This is a genomic window from Sphingobacterium sp. SG20118 (assembly GCF_044740685.1).
Classification (GTDB): domain Bacteria; phylum Bacteroidota; class Bacteroidia; order Sphingobacteriales; family Sphingobacteriaceae; genus Sphingobacterium.
In genome coordinates this window covers 713,749-736,605 of the sequence record NZ_CP172826.1, presented here as the reverse complement: position 1 = coordinate 736,605, position 22,857 = coordinate 713,749, and the positions used below count along the sequence as shown (strand labels likewise).

Genomic DNA, 22,857 nt, shown 5'->3' with positions numbered 1-22,857 from the left:
TTAATTTCTGTCAAGAATCATCTCGTTGTTTATAAATAGTAAAACCATAGTGACTCAAATCATTCCAACGATACAAATTTACAACAGATAGTTTAGTATATGTTAAAACTAAAATTAAGGAATTGTTATTTTTAACACACAATTTCTCCTCTTAAAAAGTTTGAAGCACTCTGAAAATAATCCTAATAATACTACTGATACACCTTGACCCAATCGATTACCATTTCTACAGGTAATTGGCTTTGATCAACTTTACCCACCCAGTTTCCTCCTAATTGTTGATCGATAAGTAGAAAGAAAGGTTGATCGTAAGGCCATTGTGACTGATCGACACCAGCTATTCTCGGATACGTAAACGTATCCTTTCCATTTAACTGAAATACGATTCGATCTGGATACCAACTGATACCATAAACGTTGTACTGTCCAGCATCAATTTTCGCTGTACCATGATGTTGCGGGTTCATTTTTTGCCCCAGGTCTAAGGTATAATACGAATGGGTCGTTTGGTAGATTATCGAATCATAATTAAGGTGTTCCATGATATCTATCTCTCCATTCTTAGGATATTTCCCGTACTTATCCAATTCGGCTAACATCCACATGGCAGGCCATGCCCCTTGGGCACTTCCCAATTTAGCCCTTATTTCGACACGACCATATTGAAAGGCAAATTTTCCTTTACTCCAAATTCCTCCAGTCAAAAAAGGACGAGTATCTTTCGTTAAATCGGTATTATTGATCCCTTTTAGGATGAGCTTCCCATCTTTCATTTCGAAACAAGCATCATCGGTGCTCATGTGTCTATTCCAATCCGCACCACCTGAAGGGATACGACTCCATTTAGACGTATCGAGCGTATTTGCATTAAATTGATCTTCCCACACTAACTTCCATTGCTTTGTTGCTCTCCCATCATTTTGAATAAATACATGAGGATGTTGTTTTGGTCGTTGACTGACACTACAACTGGCAAGGAGTATGATGCCTGCGCTAATAAAACTGTAAAATTTAAACATTTATAATTAATCGTTTTGTGTTAGGTATGGTTAGGGTTGAAACAATCCCAATACTTGATATTTACATATTGGGATTGTAGTATAGGTCTATTTTTGAAAAGCTTTAATCGGTTTCCCTCTCCAAACGTCTTCTTGTGCCGCACCTAGTAACCAAGTCAATGTTGGTCCTATATCATACACCATCATCGGTTGATCAATCTGCTTTCCTTTTGGAACACCAGGACCAGTCATGACGAAAGGGATTTCGACTTCCGCTAACGACTTACCCCCATGACCTTTATCGACTCCACCGTGATCAGCAGTTACGACAAATATGGTTTCTTTTTCCATTCCCGCATCCTTAACTGCCTGTACTAATTGCCCAATTTTATGATCTACATTTTTCAGTTCGGCATAATATTCAGGTGTGTTATGACCTATATTATGTCCTACACCATCAGGTTCATCAAAATGTACAAATGTTAAGGTTGGTTTATCATTTTTAATAATCTCGATTGCTTTATGGAGCGCCTTTTCGTCATTATCCTCCATATTGTATACTTGTTGTACAACCTTTTTATCTATCAAATAACCAATACCAGGCCAACTGTGAATAACCGCAAAAGTAGCTTTTGGGTTCTTCGTAGCAACTGCATTAAAAATAGATGGAAATAGTCCGTTTTTGGTTGTAGCTATAGAAGGGATTTCAGGTGTTTGACTTCCCCATTCGGTATACCCATGCATCGTTGGTCCTGCCCCCATCAGCATGGAAGCCCAATTTACAGCACTTGAAGAAGGCAGTACTGTTCTCACATGTAGGCTATGACTACCATTTTGCATCAATTGCTTCAAATTTGGCATATCTGCCTTTGGTATTGCATAAGCACCTAGGCCATCAAAACCGACCATGACGACATGTTTAATTTTCCCAGTTTGGGCTTGACTGATGGTATGCGTAAAAAATAAAGCAAATAAAAAAAATAGATTTTTTTTCATCATTATATATTTAGGTTTTAAGTTCAATCGATATCAATGAGCTCTTTACACTCCGTATTATAATTGCATTAATATATCAACTCTTTAAAGGCCTTTCTGTTTCCTTTGGCCGTTGATTGATTTAATATTTGAATTAAACGGTCTCAAAAAAATCACTCCGCCACGTTTTGTTTCAATGAGGGTATCATGTACCGAATATTACCTCGCGAGCTTGGTACATATCGGCAGTTGAGCTGACTTAAGCTCATAACGGTTTCATTTTTAAAGAATGATAAAGGTTTAGTATAACGTATAAAAATTAAAGAAGAACAATATTACTTAATAAAGTTTAGTAATATTAAACATTAAAAGTTTACTAAAGACATTTGTAACAAAATAGTTGCATAAAGGAGTGTTATTTAAAATTAGCTTCCTTATTCGCTAATCTTAAGTTTACAATTATCAAATAATCCTAAAAAGTATTGTGGGGGTAATTCCTGCAAAAAGGGGATACTAATATTTCTAACTGAGCATATTATAGGAAACCCTCAACATAAAATCAATCATGGATAAATGGAAGAGGATCTTTCAACAGAAATCGGTATTCCTGCTTTACGTTATTTCGCTCAATCTTTAAAATAATCTCTTTTCCCTCTTCGGATTTCAACAAATTGGTAATTTCTTCTAAGCTGAACGAAGTAGCATTTTTACCATTTATGGTTAAAATTAGATCTCCTTTCATAAGCCCAGACAATTCCGCTGGCGATTCTGGTCTCACCATATCAATCTTAAATTGTGGTTTTAGAACAAATTTGAACTGAACTTTATTATCAAAATTTATTTCTTTACTTCCATCTTTTTCCAATGTTACTGGAATCTCCTGTTTTTCCCATTTCACACCATCATGAATAATCTCAAGACCACTCATATTGAGGTAATAGTATTTATTGAAATTCCTATTCTTACTTAAATATATTCGTTTATTGGGATAATCAAATATAATTTTAAATCTTCGTAACAATTCATTCCCAACAGATCCTATTCGTTCGTTCACTATTTTTGCATTCTGCATTGATTGTAACTCGGGATAAGCTACCAAAGGGTAAGACATTTCAAATGGTCCCATACGTAGTGCCTTGATACGGTTACGTAAGCCATATATCTCACCATTAAAACCCTGTCCAATATAATCGGCAATAAATGGAGGGCGTACTTGGTAGTTAGGCATCCGTTCTTTTAACAATAATATAGCATCACTATTCCCCATATCGATTAGTGCCTTCCCAGCAATCAGTTTCTTCATCTTGTTGCACAACAACAGCAATATAAGGTCGACTTCCTATAATCTCAACAGGCAAAACTTCCATTTTAGCTAATGATTTGATTTTATTGTCGTTTGGGAAAATGGTGATTCTCTTTTTTATAAAGTCAAATGCGATCCTGTGGTCAGTAAAGAAACGACTTCCCAAAATACCGTTGACTTCAATCCCTATCCGTGATGAAATATCAATTTGCGCATTTTCTAAGACATAGATTGGATGATCATTATCGACCATTTTTTTTGCGATACGTACCTGATTGTTGATAGCCAATACGCCATCAATACCATCATTCCGTCCCAGACCCTGAAATTTATTTTTAAAGATGGTACTATCGATGTCACCAAGTGACTTACCAAATATCATTGTTTCCTTGACACCGGTATCTAATAAAAAATTCATCATAAATCCATTGACTTCTACGGGAACAATAACAAGATTATGGACGAAAACAAAAGGAAAACTAAGCTTCTTATTTTTATGCAAAACAAAGCCTGACTGCCCAAGAGAATTTTGGCAGAACAAACAGACTAGCAATAGGAGAGCTAATTTCATGAAAGCTTATATTGGTAGATACAATATACGGAAAAAAGCCGAATCACTAATGGAGTGATTCGGCTTCTTTCTAAATAATATTGGTTGATATTAATTTACATCCCAAAATATTTTACTCACTTGTGGATTGATATCTCCTTGAGCATTAACATTCGTACTATTGTAACTATATTCATTTTGAGGGTACATTAAGCGTAAAGGTATTTTTCTATCACCAACACTTGAATTCTTAGAAAGTGGTATATCTTTTGGATAACCCAATCTTCTATAATCAACATATGCTTCAAAATTATTAATCCCAGGAAGAGCTAGGTATTTTTGATTAATAAGTAACTCGAGTTTATTTGAAGCAGTTGCCCAATTTGCAGATGGCGAAGCCAGGAATGCAGTTGCCACAGTATTCGCATTAGTTACTTCTAACCAATTAAATGACTCTTTTACTGCATTTTCATAGGCCGCTTTAGCATCCCCAGAAATCCATCCACGTTGGATAGCCTCAGCCTGCAAAAATAAACTTTCTACAGAAGTCAGCAACCATAATGGTTGCGTTCCATCTTTTAAAACTCCATTACCAATTACGATAGATTCTTGGGAAGATGAGGCTCCTTTCACGTTTGTTGCCCCAAGATCTTTACCAACCCATGGATTACTTGCATCAACTGGATTTCTTGCCTTCAAAAATAAGTATTGATAACGAATATCATTTGTGTTCTTATATCTATTCAATAAATAGTTACTTACACGATTAAAACCATCTGTTAAAGTTCCACTTTGATTCATGACATAAGTGGAATAAATAGGATTAACTTGATTAGCGGCCATAGCAAATGCTATCGTAAGATCCGCAGACTTATCAGCTTCAATAAAGCCACTCCCATCTGCTGTAATTTTAGCAATCTCAGCTGCTGGAGTTTTGTTAAACTCCGACTGATGAATCAATAACTTCAATGCTTGCGTATTAGCCAATTTACGCCATTCAGTCAAATCACCTCCGAATAAAACATCAGAATTTCTGATTTCATCACTAATAGTTAAAGATTGTTTTAAAATAATACGAGCAGAATCGAGCTGTATCAGTAAATCTTTATAAATATCCTCACCTTTATCATATTTTGGAATAACAGAAGCATCACCTTTCAATGCATCTGAATACGGCACATTATTGTACATATCGACCAGATACATAAATCCAATTGACTTCATTATTTTTGCTGTAGCCACGTAGAACAATTCATTTGTGGCTCTACCCTTCTTCTCCATAAAATCAGCATCTGTCAACACATCATACCAAGATGTGGTACTATTCGCCCATTGTGCTTGTTGATATGAAGGTGTAATATCGTAGTTTTCCATCGGCAAACTTGGTCCGAAATCACTACCTCTTCCCCAATATCCTGACCAGGATGCAGCCCAACTATATTGTGTTCCCATTCTTGTAGCAGTTTGCTTCAGAACCATTGGTAACAAATAACTCGCTTTAACTTTAGACTCAGTTGGGTTGTTAGGATTCTCATTAATATCAAAAAAGCTATCTTTGCACCCCGTTATCACCAAAGCTGCTGAAAATAAGGCTATTATAATTTTATTTTTCATTTTAAAATTCTTTTATCGTTAAAACTTAGCATTAATCGTAAATCCGTAGTTTCTCACAGGTGGATTTGCATTTGCATTAACGTTACCATAAGCATTAGGATAATCCGATGTCATACTATTAAAGTCAGGATCCATAAATTTATTTTCTTTCGGCAACCATAATGCTAAATTACGACCAACTAATGCAATTGATAACGATTTCACTACTTTTTGACGTGCTTGCAACCAATCTGAAGGTACATCATAAGTCAGCGAAAGTTCACGAAATCTCCATTGGCTCGCACTAACTATAAAATTGGAAGCTGCATTCCTAAATTCACCAGTGTAGTAATTGTAAATTTCCTCATTTTCACCTATTTTAACTGATGTATTTTCAATATACTGACCAGCATTCTTAGGATCGGCAATAACAGAATTTGGCAATATAAATGGCTCACGATTATTATAGGCCGTTGCTTCAGACACCCCTGTCCACGCCATATCATTCCCTAATCCATAAAAGGATATAACATGACCACCTTTATGTTCTATCATCGCAGATAAATTAAAGTTTTTCCAATTTACTGAAGGAGATAAATTAACAATCCATTTAGGTAAAGTACGACCAAAATTCACATTATCAGAAGATACAGAAGGTCTACCTGTTTTCGAATCTACAATAACACGTCCTAGATCATCACGTTTGTAATCTGTTCCACGCATTTCAAATGCAGGCATTCCCTTTATTGCATAGTTTCCTGCAGCAACATAGCCTCCTATCGAAAGTTCGTTTAGTCCAAGGCTTTCGTCAATACTGGTTACTTCAGAATCGTTCCACAGAAAACTTCCTTTTAAGTTCACCCCACCATTATTAAATTTAATGATAGGTGTTATATTAAAACCAAAATCAACACCATAACTGTTAAATGAAGCTGCATTCCGATAACTTCTAGAATATCCAGATGCTTCTGAAATATTTACACTAATAATTTGATCTGTATTCTTGTTATAAAAATAAGTTGCTTCTAAAGTCAAGCGATTATTCCAAAGTCCGGCTTCAAATCCAGCTTCTGTAGAATTAATACGTTCTGGTTTTAGATTTGGATCAAAAGTAGTATTTCCAGCTGTCAATCCCGACACAGAACCGAAAGGAAATCCACTTGTTGCTGGTTGTGAAAAAGTAGCAGCTAAGAAATATGGTTCAATGTCAGAATTAGCAGTCTTAGTCCATCCTCCTCTAACTTTCAAATAATTAAAAACGTCTGATTTCATTTCAGGAATAGCATCTGTCAAAATAAACGCAGCATTCACACCTGGATAGAAATAAGAATTATTACCCACAGCTAAAGTAGAAGTTTTATCCCAACGTCCTGTCACCTCTACATTTGCCCAATTTTTATAATTTAGTCCCGCACTACCATAAACTGAAAAAAGTCGACTTCTAAATCCATTAGAAGATCCTGATAAAATTCCAATTCTGTTGCTCAAATTATACAGCTCAGATACTACCAAATTATCAGCACCAACCCTTGTTGTTCTCCAATCATTTTGTTTAACGTAAGTACCTAAAATCCCTTTAAAAGTAAAATCATCATCAATTTTAGTATCTACATTAGCAAAGAATTCAGATGTTAGAACTGTTTGATTATAGTTATATTCCTCAATCGCCCCAGGAATTGGATCTTTCCCTCTGTTTATTGCCCAAGTAGAAGGATTAACTCCAACAGTTTTATTTCGCTCAGCAATATTACGTGACGTTAAACCAGCGCGATAGGTGAAGCTCAGCCAATCAGTAGGTTTTAATCCCAATTCTAGATTCGATAATAAATCTTGTTTTTTACCTTCCTTACGCCAGTTTCCAATTGAAAAATATGGATTTAAACCATAATTTGTAAACCAATTCTCATAAGTTGAAAACTTATCATTTTGATAATCTTTATATTTAGACAAAATAATATCTGCAGGTGTATTAATCAGTTGGCTAAATAATCCGGAATTACCTCCAACACCTTGACCTGTAAAATAATCGGCTTGTGCTGTTTGATTATATAGATCGTAATTTTGTTGTGTATAATTAAAATTCATTCCTGCCCTAAAAATGCCAAATTCTCTTTGTGAATTTAACCTTACACCAGTTCTTCTATTTTTATCATCAGGTACAATCCCCTTAACTACCGCATCCTCCAAACTCATGAAGAAATCCTTTGCTGTCAATGAAACACCAGTTTGATTTGTAACTCCTGTATTGTAGAATTTTTCGCGTTCATCAGTTCCACTATAAGTTGTTGTTTGCTGACTTCCATCTGGTAATTTAGGCCCTATATCTATTGTTGACCCATCAAAAGCAGGCCCCCAATTCCAATTTTCTACTGGATCAATTATACCATCATAACCTTGACCAAATTGTTTTTGTAATTTAGGAAAAAATGATACATCCTGCCATTGCGTAGAGTGGCTGACATTTACAGTAGGTGTATCCGAACTTTTCTTAGTCGTCACCATAATTACACCGTTCCTAGCATCAGGTCCATAAATTGCTGCTGCAGCTCCACCTTTTAATACTGAAATGTTATCAACATCATTAGGATTAATGGATGAGAGGTATTTTACATCCATCTGAATCCCATCTAAGACTAATAATGGGTCATTTTTACCTGTTAAGGAGCGAATACCACGTAGATTAATCTTCACATCTTCATTCACGCTTGAACTAGTGGTGGTCACATTTAAACCAGCAACCTTACCTTGAAGACCATTAGCTAAATTAACAGCGCTAGCTTGGTTTACAGTTTTTGAAGATACTTGCTCAGCAGAATAACCCAATTCTCTCTTCTCACGCTTTACACCCAGCGCTGTAACAATTACCTCTTCAAGTTCATTTTCAGAATTACTTAATGTGACGTTAAATGCCGATTGCCCTTCTTTTACAATTAAAGTTTTATCTGAAAATCCAATAGAACGGAAAACGATAACTTTTCCGGTTGGTACAGAGAACGAATAATTTCCATTCGCATCTGTTTGGGTAGCTAGGTTAGATCCTTGAACAGCAATCGTTACTCCAGCCAATGGTTTACCATCAGCTGCAGTCACACGACCACTTACCTTTTTCTCTTGCGCAAAGGCAACAGAGGTCAGGATCATACTACCCACAAAAAAACTGAGTAATGTTTGTTTCATATGTTTGTGTTTATTAAAGTTAAAGTCTCAATAAAAAAAGACTTTGGTTAAGTAAGTTTCTTTTCTTAAAAATCGGTCATTTATCACAATTACTTCAAAATTGAAAATTCTATAAATCAATGATTATAAAATCTAGAATTCAAAGTAAAGTCAATAACGCAATCGATTGCTTTTTTAGATGTAATGAAAAGTCTTTTCAATTACTTTTCAGCTTCAACAAATATTTTATTCGGGCAATGGTAACATGGTTTGCAATTCCATTTTCAACAGTCAAATTGTTAAATAATGTTAAAACAAATATTATAATATATTTTGAATATACAATGCAGACATAATAAAAAAAAAATGAAAAATGACATACAACCACTCAAACAACTGATTAACAAAGAAATAATTTAAAATAGTTTGTAACAAAAACTTAATAAATTATCATTAGATATCCTAAAACATTTATCACACATAATAAAATGGCAGATATATCAATTAAAATGTTACATTAAGAAGGTCCTATATTTGAAAGATTTTAGAATTTACGCGAAAGACGAAGACATCCAATCGATTTTTTAACAAAAAAATAGCTTATCTTAAAGAATAGCTATTTACTTTATTATACTTAGCTTGAAATCAAACCATTAATACCTCTACTTCAGAACGAACAGAGTTCTACATTCGACATCACAGTAACGTCTCGTATTATTATCCTCAGGACAGAAACGGATTATCACTTTACTTAAAACAATCGTATTTAAAAAAAACTAAGATATGCAGTAGGGACTCCGCATATCCTAGTTTAGGAAAATTGCCTTAAATTTTCTCAGAATTATTTACCATATCCAGGATTTTGTTCCAAATTAGGATTTGAAGACATTTCTGATTGTGGCAATGGCCATAAAAATGATTTTTCCTGGTATGGAATACCTGGGAATTTTGGCTCTATTATTAACCCTGGCTTATAATTATCCAAACCCCCAGTAGTAACTTGAGTAGCCTGTACCTTTGACGGCACGCCATTATAACCATACGAACTTAATACCAAGCGATGTATATCAGCCCATCTCTTACCTTCTCCAGCAAATTCAATCCGACGTTCTTGATAAATAGCAAGTTTCAAATCTGCAGGAGCGGTTGCAAATTTTTTATCAGCGGGCACAGATCTATTACGCACTGCATTAAGCAATGAGAATGCCTGTGCATTATTACCATTATAGGCATGAGCTTCCGCCACATTCAATAGCACTTCCGAATAGCGAATAATTGGATTCCAAGAATCTAAAACTGCTACGGCTCTATATTTATAATTAAAAACCATTTGATAGCTCCCTGATTTTTGCACTAATTGTAGTTTAGTTTTTCTGACATCTCCCTCAACCCAAAAAGATGCATTATATAGATTTGGACTTGTCCCAATTAAATCTCGGCCTCGAAGCGAGCTTGCTGAAAACATACTAGCAATAGCTCCATTAACTCCTCCATTTTGCGCTTGAGTTTGTGCAATCGAAAAAATAGACTCTGAATTGTTTTCTTGAGAAGTAAAAGGTGTTTCTGCATCAAGTTCCAATTTATAACCACCAATTAATGATGAAAATTCTCCATTAGAAGCATCAGTACCTAGTTTATTACCTTCGGCAATAACATTCTGATAATCTCCCATATGCAAATATATCCTTGTTTTTAATGCTATAGCTGCACCTTTAGTTGCTTTAGAAATTGAAAGAGATTTATTAGATTTAGTTGCCGGTAAAAATGATTCTGCATTATTAAGATCCTCAATAATTTTGGCATAATCCTCAGCTACGGTTCCACGTTTTTCAGACAAACCCTCTTCTACATCAGTAGTACCCATCATTGCTTTAGTACGATAAGGTACACCTTGATTAGCCCCTTTATTATCAGCATAAGGTTTACAGAAATGCAGCACTAATTCATGATGTGCCAAAGCCCTCAAAAATAGAACCTCACCTTTATATATATCACTCTCTTCTTGTGTTAAAACTCCGCTAGCAACTGCACCTTCAACTCCTTTTATGAAAACATTTGCTTGATTGATCAATGCATAAAGTTGTTCCCAATGATTTACATTGTTTGCTGTAGTAGGAGTATAGGTACCTTCGTATGTTATCTGGTAAAACGCCTGAAGATTTATCATATCTTCCCCACGCATCTCACCTTGTTCTATAGAAGCCCCACCAAAAGGATAACCTCGACCAGTAGTTAAGCCCGTACCCGGATCATAACGCCCTACAGCAGCCTGCCAATAGACACCATTCAAAGCTAAATCAATGTTCTGCTTTGATGTAAATGCCGTCTTATCAGATAATTTATCCAATGGTTGTAGTTCAGTGAATTTCTTACAAGAAGTTACAGATAAAGCCAAAAGTATTGCTGTTAAGGCAATGGTACTTATATATTTTAGTTTCATATTTATTTCAAATTTTATAAAAGCCTAAATTAAAATGATGCATTTACACCAAAAGTAAATGTGCGAGGTATAGGATTAGATCTAAAATCTAATGCAGGTTGTGCATTGGAAGTAGAACTATTTGCCAGATCTGGATCTAAGCCTTTATATCCAGTTAATACAAATGCATTATCTACAGTTGCAAAGACCCGTAATTTGGTAACTAGAATACGTTTCAAGAAATTTGCATTTGAAAAATTATAACCCATTCCAATACGCTGAGCTCTCAGATACGAACCATTTTCTAAGAATCTACTATTCAAACTTCCATTAAGATTAAGTGCATTATCAACACCGTAATACAATTTTGGAACATCCGTTTGTTGACCTGGTGTAGTCCATCTATCTAATAATTCAGTTCCAGCATTAGCAAAATTGGTATTATTCAAAAGCTCTTGTCTGGTTTTATTGTAGATTTTAAATCCTGCTGAAAAACTGAAATTAACCGTCAAATCAAAATCCTTATACTTAAAAGTATTGTTAAATCCACCAAACCACTTTGGATTACCTTGACCTAGCCATTTCTTGTCAGATTCACCCAATGCAGCATTCTCTCTCCGTGAAACATCAGTAGGATTTTCAACATCATAAAAGGCATAATTACTCGTCCCTCCTATATTTTGAACAATGTCTCCATTTCCTTTGTTAAAAAGTGAGTTTCCATTTTGACTATTAACTCCAGCAAATTCATAACCATAAAATGAACCTATCGCATGCCCCACTTCTACTCTATGATAATTATAGGGAATAGGTCTTCCTGCCAAAGTTTCAACATTATTACTTACATAGGTAGCATTTAAATTTGTACTCCATGAGAAGTCTCCTTTATTTAATAAAAGACCTGACAAACTAGCTTCGACACCTCTATTCGACATCAACCCTATATTTTGCGAAATTCTATTATCTGGAATGCCTAATGATGGTGGAGTTGGCACTGCTAGAATCATATTATTAATATCATTCACAAAATAATCCGCAGTAAAGAAAAATCTATCTTGCATAAATGCCAAATCCACACCAAAGTTCCATTTAAAACTCGTTTCAAATTTCAACTTTTCATTTGCCGCTTGAGAGAAATATATACCATTTTCAGCGCCATATTGGGTTGCTGAATACAATCCAGCATATGGATAAAGACCAATTTCAGTATTACCAACCTTAGCGTAACCACCACGAACTTTAAATTGAGAAATTAGGTCACTATTAAAAAAGTTCTCCTTCGCAACGTCCCAACCTGCCGATACACCAGGTAGAAGTGCTCCTTGTTCTCCAAAAGGTAAATCAGACAGCTTATCATGACGTATTGATGCAGATAGCAAATACTTCTCTTTAAAAGCATAATTTACTTTACCAAATATTGAATTGAAAGCCCTCTCTGATGCAGCTCCTCCAAGTAGCTGATTTCCTAGTGATCCAGATATTATATTTTCGTTCTCAGCAAAATAATTAGAAGATAAATCAAATCCATGAGCAAAGAAATAACGTGTTTTAGACTTCTGATATTCAGAACCAACGACAATGGATAAAGAATTATCAGTCCAATCAGCTGAATAGTTTAACAAATTTTGCCAGTTATACAAATTTCTTGGCAACGAGTATTGATACACACGACCATTCACACTTTGTCCATCACCATGACCTGCATCCCAATAAAGAAAATCTTCACCATTTTGAGTAGTCACACCGATTTGTGATCTAAAACTTAAACCTTTGAAGATGTCTACATTAATGAAACCATTGCCATTAAAAGATAAAATGCTTGACTTATAAATATTTTTATCTAAGACATAACGTTGATTCGTATAATTACCATAAATTGGCAATAGATTTGAGCCTTGTCCAAGACTTTTCAAATCACTCGAGAGATTATAGCTACCATCTGCCCATTTGGCTGGAACATTTGGGAATGCAAATATTGCTGCCGCTACATTAGACGATAGTCCAGCTTCAGAAGAATTGAATCCATAATTGGTCTGATTACTTACCGCCGAATTAAACCCGATTGTTACTTTATCATTAAATACCTTTTGCTCAGCTTTAGCTCTTAAAGAAAATTTTTGAAGACTATTGGCATCAGCAATACCCTGCATATTTGTATAGCCTCCAGAAAAGTAATAATTAGTTTTATCAGTAGCTCCACTAAAAGATAATGCGTGATTATGTTGAAGAGCGGTTCTAAAAATTTCTTTTTGCCAATCCTTATTATAAACTTCCCCAGATGTTGGGTCTTTTGTTTCAAATGCAGCAATTGGCCTATTAGAATTAGTCAATTTTTCGTTTGTAATTTCAATAAATTGATTAGCATCTAATAGATCTAAATATTTAGAAGGCGAAGAAACACCTACCCAACCATCATACGTAACGACCGGCGTTCCTACTTTACCTCTTTTAGTCGTAATCAATATGACACCATTTGCAGCTCTAGATCCATAAATAGCGGTTGCAGCACCATCCTTCAAAACCTCTAAATTTGCAATATCATTTGGATTAATATCTGCCAAAGGGTTATTAGCCATAACTGCACCATTATCCGAGGATAAAAAAGGAATTCCATCTATTACATAAAGGGGACTACTTGAACTAGATATTGAATTTGTACCACGAATACGAATTTTTGCAGCTTGTCCCAATACTCCTGAGGTAGTTGAAACTTGGACTCCCGCAGCCTGTCCTTGTAATGCTTTATCTAGAGAGGGAACTGGAACGTCCTGAAGAGATTCTCCTTTTATAGATGTAATAGATCCTGTAATTTCTCGTTTACGTTGTGTACCGTATCCAGTAACGATAACTTCATCCAATGCTGAGGTTGAACCATCTAAAGACACATTATATAAAGCAGAGTTGTTACGAACTACAACAGTTTTATCCGTAAAACCGATGGATCTAAATAATAAAATTTTTCCAATTGGAACATTTATAGAATAGTTTCCGTTAGCATCTGTTTGAGTTGCTTGACTAGTTCCTTGTACGGTTACGGTAACACCTGGCAGTCCACTGCCATCGTCACCTAAAACACGTCCACTAACTTTCTTTTCTTGTGCAAATGCTACTGATGTAAGAATAGCACCACCTAGTAAAAAACTGAGTAATTTTTGTTTCATATGTTTGTGTTTATTAAAGTTAAAGTCTCAATAAAAAAAGACTTTGGTTAAGTAAGTTTCTTTTCTTAAAATCAGACCCTTTCAAAAATTATCTCAAAATTGAAAATTACATAATTAAATGATTATGTAATTTTCAATTCAAAGTATATTGAAGAATTTGGTCGATTGCTCAATTTTTGTATGTTGCAAAAATTACTTTTTCAGCTTCTACAAATATTTTATTCAGTCAATGGAACTGATGGCTCGTAACACATATTTCAACGACCTTATTGTTAAAATATGTTAAAACAAATATTATAATATAATTCGATTTTACAATGAAGAAATAACAAAAAAGAAGTAAAAAGTAGATATCTAAAGTCAAGCAGCTGATTAACAGATAAATACTTTAAAACAAGTTTGTAACAATCACTTAATAAATTATCACTGATAAAAATAAATATCCGAACGCGTTACAAATAATGAATTCTCAGTTTCTTCAATTAAAATGTTAAATTATTAATCTCTTAAACCTGAAATATTCTAGATTTTATGGAATATGAAAAAGTTCAAGCGGTTTTTTTTGAGGTAAAAAAATCGCTTATCTTAAAGAATAGCTATTTATTTTCTATTGACTTAGCTTAAGAAAAAAAAGTAACACCTTTACTTCAAATTGACTAACAAAGGCTCGACATTCGACATCGCAGTAACACTCCAGCTTTATTATCCTCAGGAAAACTGATCATCCCCTTTTGTTCACAAACCAAAAATACCACAAGTATTACATATCTTACTCCCAATCCATCTTATAGTAGACAGCGATAATAAACCATCAACATACTTTCAAATATCCAATTATTTTTAAAAAAAATTATGAATAAAAATAAAATCTACTATATTTGTAGAGTATTCAGAATTGCACGATGCAATACCAACCGAGTTGAGAAACCACGGTGGTAAATTAATATGGGTTTCGACCAAAAATATCTGGATACAGTTTATGGTTTAATCCTTTAAATTTTTAAATTGTATGGCTACAACAAATCTTTATCAACATTTACTAGAAAAATTCAGTTATTACTCGATTAACGAACTGATACAACTCAACAATGATACCATATCCGGAAAAGGTTGGGGTTCCTCCAAATCTACATTTCGTACCGCTCTACTCAGTACCTTCTCAAAAAGAGGCTTAGATCTTTCAAACATTATTTCAAGAGAAGATGGTTTTACCTCGATAAAGCATGTGGCAGTGAGGTTAGAGGAAAATACGCTTATTCCAATTATTCAGTAAAGCAAATTCCGTTTTAGAATGAACTTTCTAGTTGATTTATCACTCACTGAGAAGAACGTTGACTATTTAAACGCTCCTCTTAATGAGTGATAATATTTTAACATATTGTTTTAGCGAGCTCCACCTTTTCAATTCTGACAACCGGTGATAGCTGATAGGATTGGAGTAAGTTACCACAACAACCATATAGTTACACCCTATTAAACCATTGTTACTATGCGATAGTACTCATGAAAAATGTCCTTTAACGCCTGTAGGACCCATTACTAGACTTAATTTACCGCTTACCGGAACTACATTTAGGCTTTCGCTAGTCACTTTTTCGATATCATGCCTCCTATTGTTTAAATCTATTACCACCTTCTCCCAATAACAGCATACCTTCATTTAAATAGAAGACCTTTAGTCGACAAATGATGACATTTATTGTCAACAAGTAGCTAGTTACTAACAACAAGTAGATAATGGCTGTGAATAGATAGATATCTAGTGCCCATAATTTCTCCGCTACGCAAAAAGTATGAACAACTTATCAATAACTAACAGCTTTTTTTTAGTAATGCTGTAGTTATTCAACATAATTCCTTCATTTCAACAGATAACCAAGCAGTATTATAGATTGTTTCCCATTATTAATGTGATATCAAGCTACTAAAATCAAAAAAGGGGTTGTCCATGCATTGACAATAACTACTCATGATGAATAAGTGGATAACATTTGAACCAAAGGCTTTTCCAACAGGCTAACTGTGTTTCATGAAAACAATAAAGTGTTCCTGTTGAAGCCTCCATTATTACAACTTAAGCCCCCAATACAAAAACTATTAGCATGCGAACTATCATGAGACAGATTATTTAGGAATATTTCAGTACTCTTATTTATTTTATGACGGATGTGAACGACAATTTAGTTGTTCAAATATAACTCATAATACCGCTATAAAATATTCCTTATAAAAGAGTGATAGATTGCTAATTGATGCGCCCTTTTCTCATTGTAGACTATATCTCTTTTAAACTCAATATACCCTTATGCCATGATAGCCTGTGATACCTATCACTGGGCATATGTTGTGGTTGTTTATATGGATAGATATGAAGCTTTAGGTCTACTAATAACCAAAAAAACTTAGCTTACCTAAATCAAAGCTTAACTCTATCATAAACTGTTTAAAACTCAAACTTCACCAGCAAAGCCTTATGATCGGTAGGCCATATACCTTTGGGCAATAAAAACTCATCTTGGCTATCTTGCTCTTGTTTTTTACCAAATCTCACCGTTTCTGCAGGACCAACAATTTTGACCGCAGTGACATGAAGCGGTTTATTCGTTGTGTAATAAACATAATCAATCCGGTCACGCTCATCTGCCAAAGGTGCCCAAGTAAGCTTTTCAATGGCTACATCTTTATTAAATGATGAAATGTAAATCCTGGATGTGTAACAGGATCTGGATACTTTTCTCTAAAACTATCTACGAATCCAGCTTTTGTCAATAATACAGAACAATCCCAAGGAAACTACAGCACCTCTATGATCGAACAAATCTTTTGTTGCGTGAATCCAGTCTAGATGTGAGGGTTCGTTAAAATCTCCCGCAATGACAATTGTAGCATCTTTCGATTCTTTGTCGGCGTCTATAATGATATCAAGAATTGCATCATCACGCTTTCCCTTACGATTGGCTTCTAGGATACTTATAGCATTTACAATGGGCGCATCCAATTTTTCCCAGGTAACACCGTCATAACCTCTCGGTAGATAGCAGGCATAATTGGTATAATCTAGATGAACCGAATAAAATGTAAAATTTCTTCCAGCAACTTGAATCTTACTTTTCAACACGCCACCCATTTTACTTACCTCATCATACAAAGGCTGCTGTTGTTTTATAGGAAACTTAGAAATAAATGCTACATCTAATGTTGGTGCACTCGCTATACCATAATATGTAGAACCTTTTCTTTTTAATTCGTCCAAAATACGTTGTACAAAATCGGTCTCCTTATAATTCCTAACTTCGCTGAATAAGATAACATCTGCTTTCTTATCAATGATTTCATCGGCTATAGCCGGAAAACCATTTGGAACGGACGTACCCTCCTGCCAGATATTAATCTGCAAAACGTTCAATTGATTTTTCGTTTGGGAAAGGACCACCTTACCAACAATAAGAATCATTATTGTAAATAGAAACTTCTTCATATATATAATACCACTAATTATTTTAGATTAACATCATAAGTTCTCGATTTAAATTAGAGTGAAGATAATTATTTCTGATATAAAACCAACGTATTCTACTTTTACAGTAATTATGTGCAACCGTAACAAAATAAAAAAAAACGGCAACCTCTTTCGAGATTGCCGTCTAGATTATAAACTATAAACTGATATTATCTTGTTCCACCAGCCCACCATACATTTTCAGTAAAGACATATTGTCCATTACCGTATGCAGCTTGAACATAAGGGTTTGTTGTTGTATCATCGCTACCATATGGCAAACGCAATGGGAACTTACCTGGGTTTTTCAACTCGATCAATTCTTCTCCATTTGCTTTCCAACGACGGATATCGTTGTACATCTCTGTAGACTCACCTGATGCTCCAAAGAAACCTAAGTATTTTTGATTAGCAATTTCTTTTAAAGGATTAGCTACAAATAATGGTTTTACGTTGTCCTCAAAATAATTTGAAATATCCGCATCATTTAAATCTGCTGAAGTTTCAATAATATTTCCACTGTTAAGAACAGTAGCTGCTGAAAAAGCTGCATTTACAGCGATCTCTGAATTTTTAATTGCAGCTGTTATCGCATTCTTTAATACAGGTTCAATAGCGCTAGTACCTTGACCTAAACGTTGCATTGCTTCTGCCTTCAAAAACTGCAATTCATGATAACTCAACAATTGCGTTGGAGCAGTCTGCGCGTAAACAAATGTAGATGTCAAATATTTATTCTGAACTTGCTCATTTTGACCATTCACAGCTAATGAATCATAGGCCGCTTTATTGGTCGCAAGATCCGAAACTTGAATCCAATTAGTTACACGATTAATTGTTTTTGGTGGCGTCATAAAATTACGAGTCAAACGTGGATCTTTACGATCGATCATTTTGTCTACGATACTTCTACTAGCAGCCAATCCATCTCTAGACCATTGAAAGTCAAATAATGGATTTAAGTTAGCCGTACTATATTCTGTAAATTTTGCTTCCTCATTTGCATTGGCAAATGATTTGTCCACATGATTAATTACCGTATTCAACACATCTTGATTACCAACAGTAGTTTTCAACAAACGCATCGCATAACGTGCTTTTAGGCCATGTGCAAATTTCAACCAACTATTTGCATTTCCTCTGAATAATAAATCTTGCCCTCCTGCTGATCCAGTTCCATGCGTATCTCCTTTCGGTAGATTTTCAATTGCTGCATCTAAGTAGGCATTGACCTGTTTGTACAAATCTTCTTGTTTATCCAATTTTGGATTACGAACTTCTAAAGGATTGAATCCTTCAGAATAAGGTACATCACCAAACAAATCGGTCAACAATGCTAAGTTATACGCTGCCATAACCTGACCCATACCTAAAGTGGCATAGTTCCCCTCTTGGCTTCCACCAACTGAACATTTTTCAATGACTAAACGAGCATCGCGCAATGTGGTATACACATTTCCCCAAGTATTATTGAAAGTGGAAGCTACAGCTACCGAGTTACCTCTTTGTTCCGCATTCCACAATTGATTATGCGTACCTATTTCGTGCTCCACATAACTTGATAAATACGTATTGAAATCACCACCAACATTTGAAAATGCAGTACGTGTAATGACGTCTGTTAAAATAAATTTTGCTTGAACGTCTTTTGGTTTATCAACATTCTCGTTGATATTGTCCATCGCATCCTCTGAACAAGAAGTAAAAACCACTGGAGCAGCTAATACTCCCATAGCTAATAATCCTACTATATTTAATTTAAATTTCATTGTCCTAATTTTTAGAATTTAATGTTTACACCTAGACCATAACTTGAGGTTCCTGGAAGAGAGAAACGTTCAAATGCACCTGACATATTGGTGTTTCCTTGAGATACTTCAGGATCATATCCTTTCAGTTCAGACCAAAGAATGATATTACGTGCAAATGCATTGACATCTACTTTGATTTTTGAATTTTGATATACTGGGTAACCTACTGCAATTTCACGCAATTTCACGAATGAGGTACCACGAATCGATGATTCGGAAATATCATTCATTGCAGTGAAATATTTGAAGGCATCTGTATTCGTTTGCTTACCATTTGCATCAAATTCAGGATGTGCATCGATCATAATATCATTCACTTCACCGTTAGCTTTCACCGCTGGCAATTCGAATAAAAATCCATCCCCATTACGGTAATCTGCTGACTGTTGCGTGACACCATAATAACCCAATACTCCTGCTGTTCCATGGAACATCTGTCCACCTTGTTTCCAATCAATCACTGCTGATAAACGGAATTTTTTGTATTCAAAGTTTGTATTGAAACCTAAATTGAAATCAGGAGATACATTACCGATTACTTTTTCTTCACCAGCTTGTGGTAAGCCGTTTTCATCTACAACAATCTGATCTGCCTCGTTTCTTAAGTAAGAAACTCCATAAATAACCGGGAATTTATAACCAATACCTGCACGTACCTGTGGTTTCTACGAAGCCACCCATGAAGATACTGTTTACTCCTTCTTTCAACTCATCTACGTAGTTGTCTATTTTAGTGAAGTTAAAAGCAAAATCCCATTTGAAATCACCGGAACGGTAAGGAGCAACTGCTAAAGTCAACTCATGAACATTTGTATGGATTTTTCCACCATTGGTTACTAAACTTGAATAACCAGTAGAAGCTGCCAATGGCACATCAAAAATCTGATCTTTTACATTCTGACGTGAGAACGTATAGTTCATATTGATCAATCCGTTCAAGAAAGTCAAATCTGTACCCACCTCAATTGCTTGCGTATTTTGAGGTCTCAAGTTTGGATCATAAACTTTAGAATACGGAGTATAAGATGTTATTCCATCACTATTGATTGGGTACAAAATAGGAGTACCTGATGAGAAACCACCACCATATACGGGCTTGTCATAATAACTTTCATAGTAATCACCTGCTTGTCCTACTTCGGCAAATGAAGCCCTGATCTTACCCATGGTTAGGATAGAATTCTTAAGGCTTTCTAGTTCTGTGAAAACAAAACCAGCCGATACTGATGGATAGAAGAACGAACGGTTGTTACGTGGCATCGAAGAAACGATATCGTTACGACCTGTTGCGTTAAAGAACAACATGTTCTTGTAAGCTAACGCTAAACTACCAAAAGTACCGAATGTACGCGTACGGCGTAAGTTCTGCTCTGTAGTAACTGTTGAGGCATTATTGATATTATCCCATCCTGGAAAGTTGAAGTTCATACCAAAGGCATAATCTCTTCTACGTACACGATTAACTATTTCATTACCAACCATCGCATCGAAAACTAAATCATCGTTAATTTTCCAGTTGTATGCTGCAGTACCCAATGAGTTCCACTCCGTTACCGAGATATGGTAGTTCTCCACTTCTCCTTTTCCATTGGAATGTCCATAACCAAAAAGATCGGTATAATTGGATGTATAAGAATCAACACCTGCTTGGTATTTCAATGTCAATTTTTGATTTTCTCCTAAATCAGTCGCATATTGACCAAATCCATTACCAAAAAAACGTTGCGTATCTTCAGAGAATTTATTGTTCTCAGTAGCCCAATATGCCCCATCGAACCCTCCTGTACTACGGTATGTATTTTGTTGTGCAGGATTATTTAAATAGTGAGAAGGGATTCCCTTTAAGTCGTAAGACGAAGGAGCTCCAAATAATGTAGCCATGATACCATTATTGGCACCTGTTTGTTTTGTGATTCTTGAATTGACATAATTACCAGAGAATCCTGTTGTCCATTTATCCGATAATTTAGCTTCACCAGCTAATTTTGCCGTATAACGATCCATACCTGTAGATGGCACTATACCATCGGCATTAGTCGCTCCTAAGGACATCGCATAACTTCCTTTGTCAAATCCTTGCACAATATTGAAAGAGTTGTTAAAAGTACGTCCGATATCGAAGAATTCTTTCGCATTATTGTATGCTTGTGGCGCAGCCCATGGATCTAATCCTGCATTCGCACGTTGCGGCACATAATACATTCCTTCATGCTTACCATATTTCTTTGTATAGTCATTATCAACATTTCCACCATACACTGGATCTAAATGTAATTGATCGATACGTTGTCCCCATGCCGTTGAAGCCATTGGCGAATATTTGCCACCTGCCCCTTGTGCATACGTATTTTGAAAATCTGGAAGAACAGATACTTTATCAAAAGAAACATTAGAATTATAAGAAATCTGAGGTTTCCCTTGTTTTCCTTTTCCACTTTTAGTCGTAATCAAGATAACACCATTGGATGCACGCATACCATATAATGCAGATGCTGCTTGTCCTTTCAAGATATTGATGCTCTCGATATCGTTTGGATCGATATCCAAACCTCTAGAAGCATAATCGGATCCTGTTACGCCATTTCCTGTAGAAACATCATTTCCAGAAGAAATAGGCATACCATCCACTACATATAGTGGTGAGTTGTTACCCGTGAATGAGCGCGCTCCACGAATCGTAATATTAGCAGATGCACCCGGCATACCTGATGAAGGCGTTACCTGTACTCCTGATACTTTACCTTGTAATGCTGTTGCTAAGTTACTATTGGCAGCTTCTGTCAATTTGCTACCTTTTACTTCTTGCGTTGCATAACTTAATGATCTCTTTTGACGAGATTGACCCATTGCCGTAACCACAACTTCTTCAATCGTATTGGTATTATCTTCTAATGAGATATTGAATACTGAAGTATTGTTGTTAACAAGGATTGTTTTTTCGCCAAAACCAATGGAGCGAAATAAAACTACCTTACCTGCAGGTACATTCAATGAATAGTTACCGTTTGCATCAGTTTGAGTAGCTTGATTAGTACCTTGTACAACAACAGTAACACCTGGTACTGCTTGACCAGTTGTTGATGTTACACGGCCACTAATCTTTTTCTCTTGAGCGAATGCTACTGATGATAATATCATCCCCCCTAAAAGAAAACTAAGTAATGTTTGTTTCATGCTATTTAGTTTGTTAATTAATATTTGTTATTAAAATCGGATGTGTAAACAGGAATGTTTAAACTTTAATTGTTAAAACAACCTTAATGACACAACACAAAAATCTACCTCCTATTCAGGTATCCTTTGTTTGTTAACAGATAGAGCGAATGACAGACCGGAAAGAGGACTTTATTATAGTTCCTTTTAAGTGATCTTACGAGAATCTGTAAATTTTC

General features: G+C 35.3%; 14 protein-coding genes and 1 riboswitch. Of the genes, 1 reads left to right on the top strand and 13 read right to left on the bottom strand.

Annotated features, from left to right (window positions below; genetic code table 11):
- Positions 1–191: 191 nt before the first annotated feature.
- The 8 genes from ACFX5U_RS03415 to ACFX5U_RS03380 form a co-directional block, all read right to left on the bottom strand.
- Positions 192–1,019, bottom strand: coding sequence for a glycoside hydrolase family 16 protein (locus tag ACFX5U_RS03415; protein WP_400262502.1), 828 nt, complete (start codon positions 1,017–1,019; stop codon positions 192–194).
- 87 nt (positions 1,020–1,106) lie between these two features.
- Positions 1,107–1,997 (bottom strand): alkaline phosphatase, encoded by an 891-nt coding sequence (locus ACFX5U_RS03410; protein WP_280570376.1) that lies wholly within the window; start codon positions 1,995–1,997, stop codon positions 1,107–1,109.
- 535 nt (positions 1,998–2,532) lie between these two features.
- On the bottom strand, positions 2,533–3,276 hold the full coding sequence (locus ACFX5U_RS03405) for a PDZ domain-containing protein (RefSeq protein WP_400262501.1): 744 nt from the start codon (positions 3,274–3,276) through the stop codon (positions 2,533–2,535).
- On the bottom strand, positions 3,230–3,847 hold the full coding sequence (locus tag ACFX5U_RS03400) for a hypothetical protein (RefSeq protein ID WP_400262500.1): 618 nt from the start codon (positions 3,845–3,847) through the stop codon (positions 3,230–3,232). The genes ACFX5U_RS03405 and ACFX5U_RS03400 overlap by 47 nt, the downstream gene beginning before the upstream one ends.
- 90 nt (positions 3,848–3,937) lie before the next feature.
- The gene (locus ACFX5U_RS03395; protein ID WP_400262499.1) at positions 3,938–5,440 is read right to left on the bottom strand and encodes a SusD/RagB family nutrient-binding outer membrane lipoprotein; all 1,503 of its coding nucleotides are present in this window, start codon (positions 5,438–5,440) and stop codon (positions 3,938–3,940) included.
- 18 nt (positions 5,441–5,458) lie between these two features.
- Positions 5,459–8,596, bottom strand: coding sequence for a SusC/RagA family TonB-linked outer membrane protein (locus ACFX5U_RS03390; RefSeq protein ID WP_400262498.1), 3,138 nt, complete (start codon positions 8,594–8,596; stop codon positions 5,459–5,461).
- An 820-nt stretch (positions 8,597–9,416) separates the two neighbouring features.
- Positions 9,417–11,015, bottom strand: coding sequence for a RagB/SusD family nutrient uptake outer membrane protein (locus ACFX5U_RS03385; protein ID WP_400262497.1), 1,599 nt, complete (start codon positions 11,013–11,015; stop codon positions 9,417–9,419).
- A 29-nt stretch (positions 11,016–11,044) separates the two neighbouring features.
- The gene (locus ACFX5U_RS03380; RefSeq protein WP_400262496.1) at positions 11,045–14,155 is read right to left on the bottom strand and encodes a SusC/RagA family TonB-linked outer membrane protein; all 3,111 of its coding nucleotides are present in this window, start codon (positions 14,153–14,155) and stop codon (positions 11,045–11,047) included.
- Between the two features lie 880 nt (positions 14,156–15,035).
- Positions 15,036–15,129, top strand: a riboswitch (SAM-I-IV-variant riboswitch).
- A gap of 35 nt (positions 15,130–15,164) precedes the next feature.
- Here ACFX5U_RS03380 and ACFX5U_RS03375 point away from each other — a divergent pair.
- Positions 15,165–15,428 (top strand): 5-oxoprolinase, encoded by a 264-nt coding sequence (locus ACFX5U_RS03375; RefSeq protein WP_400262495.1) that lies wholly within the window; start codon positions 15,165–15,167, stop codon positions 15,426–15,428.
- 1,170 nt (positions 15,429–16,598) lie between these two features.
- Here the strand turns inward: ACFX5U_RS03375 and ACFX5U_RS03370 are convergent.
- The 5 genes from ACFX5U_RS03370 to ACFX5U_RS03350 form a co-directional block, all read right to left on the bottom strand.
- Complete coding sequence (locus ACFX5U_RS03370) at positions 16,599–16,802, bottom strand: hypothetical protein (protein ID WP_400262494.1); 204 nt, start codon at positions 16,800–16,802, stop codon at positions 16,599–16,601.
- A 96-nt stretch (positions 16,803–16,898) separates the two neighbouring features.
- Positions 16,899–17,633, bottom strand: a complete 735-nt coding sequence (locus ACFX5U_RS03365; protein ID WP_400262493.1) for an endonuclease/exonuclease/phosphatase family protein — start codon at positions 17,631–17,633, stop codon at positions 16,899–16,901.
- Positions 17,634–17,824: 191 nt separating this feature from the next.
- Positions 17,825–19,423, bottom strand: a complete 1,599-nt coding sequence (locus tag ACFX5U_RS03360) for a SusD/RagB family nutrient-binding outer membrane lipoprotein (protein WP_038696255.1) — start codon at positions 19,421–19,423, stop codon at positions 17,825–17,827.
- 11 nt (positions 19,424–19,434) lie between these two features.
- Positions 19,435–19,926: a hypothetical protein gene (locus ACFX5U_RS03355; protein ID WP_400262492.1), complete on the bottom strand. Its 492-nt coding sequence runs from the start codon at positions 19,924–19,926 to the stop codon at positions 19,435–19,437.
- A gap of 172 nt (positions 19,927–20,098) precedes the next feature.
- Positions 20,099–22,639, bottom strand: coding sequence for a SusC/RagA family TonB-linked outer membrane protein (locus ACFX5U_RS03350; protein ID WP_400262491.1), 2,541 nt, complete (start codon positions 22,637–22,639; stop codon positions 20,099–20,101).
- Between the last annotated feature and the right edge of the window lie 218 nt (positions 22,640–22,857).

Excerpts from the sequence above, each read along its gene's own strand:
- ACFX5U_RS03415 (WP_400262502.1), bottom strand. The coding sequence starts at position 1,019 with ATGTTTAAATTTTACAGTTTTATTAGCGCAGGCATCATACTCCTTGCC.
- ACFX5U_RS03410 (WP_280570376.1), bottom strand. The coding sequence starts at position 1,997 with ATGATGAAAAAAAATCTATTTTTTTTATTTGCTTTATTTTTTACGCAT.
- ACFX5U_RS03405 (WP_400262501.1), bottom strand. The coding sequence starts at position 3,276 with ATGAAGAAACTGATTGCTGGGAAGGCACTAATCGATATGGGGAATAGT.
- ACFX5U_RS03400 (WP_400262500.1), bottom strand. The coding sequence starts at position 3,847 with ATGAAATTAGCTCTCCTATTGCTAGTCTGTTTGTTCTGCCAAAATTCT.
- ACFX5U_RS03395 (WP_400262499.1), bottom strand. The coding sequence starts at position 5,440 with ATGAAAAATAAAATTATAATAGCCTTATTTTCAGCAGCTTTGGTGATA.
- ACFX5U_RS03390 (WP_400262498.1), bottom strand. The coding sequence starts at position 8,596 with ATGAAACAAACATTACTCAGTTTTTTTGTGGGTAGTATGATCCTGACC.
- ACFX5U_RS03385 (WP_400262497.1), bottom strand. The coding sequence starts at position 11,015 with ATGAAACTAAAATATATAAGTACCATTGCCTTAACAGCAATACTTTTG.
- ACFX5U_RS03380 (WP_400262496.1), bottom strand. The coding sequence starts at position 14,155 with ATGAAACAAAAATTACTCAGTTTTTTACTAGGTGGTGCTATTCTTACA.
- ACFX5U_RS03375 (WP_400262495.1), top strand. The coding sequence starts at position 15,165 with ATGGCTACAACAAATCTTTATCAACATTTACTAGAAAAATTCAGTTAT.
- ACFX5U_RS03365 (WP_400262493.1), bottom strand. The coding sequence starts at position 17,633 with ATGAAGAAGTTTCTATTTACAATAATGATTCTTATTGTTGGTAAGGTG.
- ACFX5U_RS03360 (WP_038696255.1), bottom strand. The coding sequence starts at position 19,423 with ATGAAATTTAAATTAAATATAGTAGGATTATTAGCTATGGGAGTATTA.
- ACFX5U_RS03350 (WP_400262491.1), bottom strand. The coding sequence starts at position 22,639 with ATGAAACAAACATTACTTAGTTTTCTTTTAGGGGGGATGATATTATCA.